1 protein-coding gene is annotated in these 245 nt (G+C 33.9%); it reads right to left on the bottom strand.

The genetic code is table 11. The annotated features are described in order from the left end of the window. Positions 1 to 227: hypothetical protein (locus GJQ66_RS15020; protein ID WP_230379679.1), on the bottom strand; the 227-nt coding region annotated here is incomplete at its 3' end. Positions 228 to 245: the final 18 nt, after the last annotated feature.

The following is a 245-nucleotide window of genomic DNA, read 5'->3' as shown; positions in this document are numbered from 1 at the left end:
ACGCTAATTTTCATTAGTACTATGAACCCGTAAGATACACCTACAACTCCAGCAATTAGTGCCAACCACCAATAGTAGGTAAGAACATAAACACTGAAAAAACTAACCATAAAAGGAACTACTAAAGCCGTAAAAATCTCCTTTTTCATTAAAGGATTTCCATATGCAGTACGATAAGCATTCAGCTCATCTATACTCAATACTTTGCTTTCACCAAATAATTTCATTATTCCTCATCCCTTTTA

This window comes from Microbacterium sp. ZXX196, from assembly GCF_009709595.1.
In the GTDB taxonomy this organism is placed as follows: domain Bacteria; phylum Actinomycetota; class Actinomycetes; order Actinomycetales; family Microbacteriaceae; genus Microbacterium; species Microbacterium excoecariae.
This window is presented reverse-complemented; position numbering and strand designations above follow the sequence as displayed.